Annotated in this window: 2 protein-coding genes; one reads left to right on the forward strand and one right to left on the reverse strand. The window is 73.5% G+C overall.

Translation table 11 applies throughout. The annotated features are described in order from the left end of the window. Positions 1-1032: S1 family peptidase (locus tag AB0O00_RS38235; protein ID WP_363659294.1), on the forward strand; the 1032-nt coding region annotated here is incomplete at its 5' end. Between the two features lie 74 nt (positions 1033-1106). On the opposite strand, the gene AB0O00_RS38240 is transcribed toward AB0O00_RS38235, so the two are convergent. Next, a partial coding sequence (locus AB0O00_RS38240) for an SDR family NAD(P)-dependent oxidoreductase (protein WP_363659295.1) occupies positions 1107-1663 on the reverse strand: 557 nt, incomplete at its 5' end.

Raw genomic sequence — 1663 nt, forward strand, 5'->3', positions numbered from 1 at the left:
CCCGCCGTGCTGCACGCGATGCAGCGCGACCTCGGCCTGTCCCCGCAGGCCGCCACCGACCGGCTCGCCAAGGAGAGCCGGGCCACCGCCGTGCAGTCGGCGCTGCGTCAGGTGCTCGGCGAGCGCTGGGCGGGCGCCTGGGTCAGCGGGCCCGACGCCACCCTCACCGTCGCCACCACCGACGCCTCCGCCGCCCGCGAGATCACCGCCCATGGTGGCACCGCCACCGTCGTCCAGCACAGCCTCGCCGCCCTCGACGGCGCGAAGGACGCGCTCGACCGCGCCGTGAGCAGCACCACGCCCGAGGCCACGCCGCTCTGGTACGTCGACGTCACGGCGAACACCGTCGTCGTCCAGTCCACCGACTCCGACCGCACCGAGACCTTCCTCCATGAGGCCGGCGTCGACCGCTCCCTCGTCCAGGTCGAAACCGCTTCCGAGTCCCCGCGTCCGCTGGCCGACCTGCGCGGCGGCGACGCCTACTACATCGACAACGCCGCCCGCTGCTCGATCGGCTTCCCGGTCACCTCGAACGGCCAGCCGGGCTTCGTCAGTGCCGGCCACTGCGGCCAGCCCGGCTCCAACGCGACTGCCGCCGACGGCAGTTCGATCGGCTCCTTCCAGGGTTCCACGTTCCCGGGCAACGACTACTCGTGGGTCCAGGCCGATTCGAGCTGGACCGCCCAGCCGCAGGTCTCCGACTACGCCGGCGGCGCCGTGACGGTCTCGGGCTCCACCGAGACCGCGATCGGCGGCTCGGTCTGCCGCTCCGGCTCCACGACCGGCTGGCACTGCGGCACCGTGCGGCAGTTCAACGCCACCGTCAACTACGCCGAGGGCACCGTCTACGGCCTGACCCGCACCACCGTGTGCGCCGAACCCGGCGACTCCGGCGGCTCGTTCATCTCCGGCAGCCAGGCGCAGGGCGTCACCTCCGGCGGCTCCGGCAACTGCACCTCCGGCGGCACCACGTACTTCCAGCCGGTCAACCCGATCCTGCAGACCTACGGCCTGACGCTGGCCACCGCCTGACCTGTCAGCCAGAACCGTGCCGCCCTCCCGCCGCAAACGCGACGGGAGGCCGGCACCACCGCGTCCGGCGGGGCTCAGCCCGCGACCCAGCCTCCCGTCATCGTCTGCACCGCCGAGCCGTCCAGGTCCGCCAGCTTGGTGCCGGCGAACGCCCGCGCCGCCGCCGAGGTCTGGATCCGGAACGCGGGCTTCTCGGCGGTCAGCGCCTCGACGATCGGCGCGGCCGCCTCCTCGGGCGTCTGCGCCTGCCCGAAGGCCTTGAGCGTGCGGTCGACATACGCGCCGAGGGCCGGGGCGTACGGGCCGGCCCCGTCGAGCAGGGCGGGCAGGTCGAGCGCCTGGTTGCCGACGAACTCGCTGGCCACCGCGCCCGGTTCGACGACGCTGACGTGCACGCCGACGGACGCGGCAGCCGGGGCGAGCGACTCCATGAAGCCCTCGACGGCGAACTTCGAGGCGCAGTACGCCTCGTTGAACGGCTGGCCGACGACGCCGCCCACGCTGGTCACGGTGACGACCCGTCCGCCGCTGGCGCGCAGGTGCGGCATGGCGGCCCGGGTGACCTCGACGACGCCGAAGTAGTTCACCTCCATCGTGAACCGGACCGGCTCCATCCCGTCCTGCTCGATCG

Source organism: Kitasatospora sp. NPDC093558, assembly GCF_040683475.1.
GTDB lineage: Bacteria > Actinomycetota > Actinomycetes > Streptomycetales > Streptomycetaceae > Kitasatospora.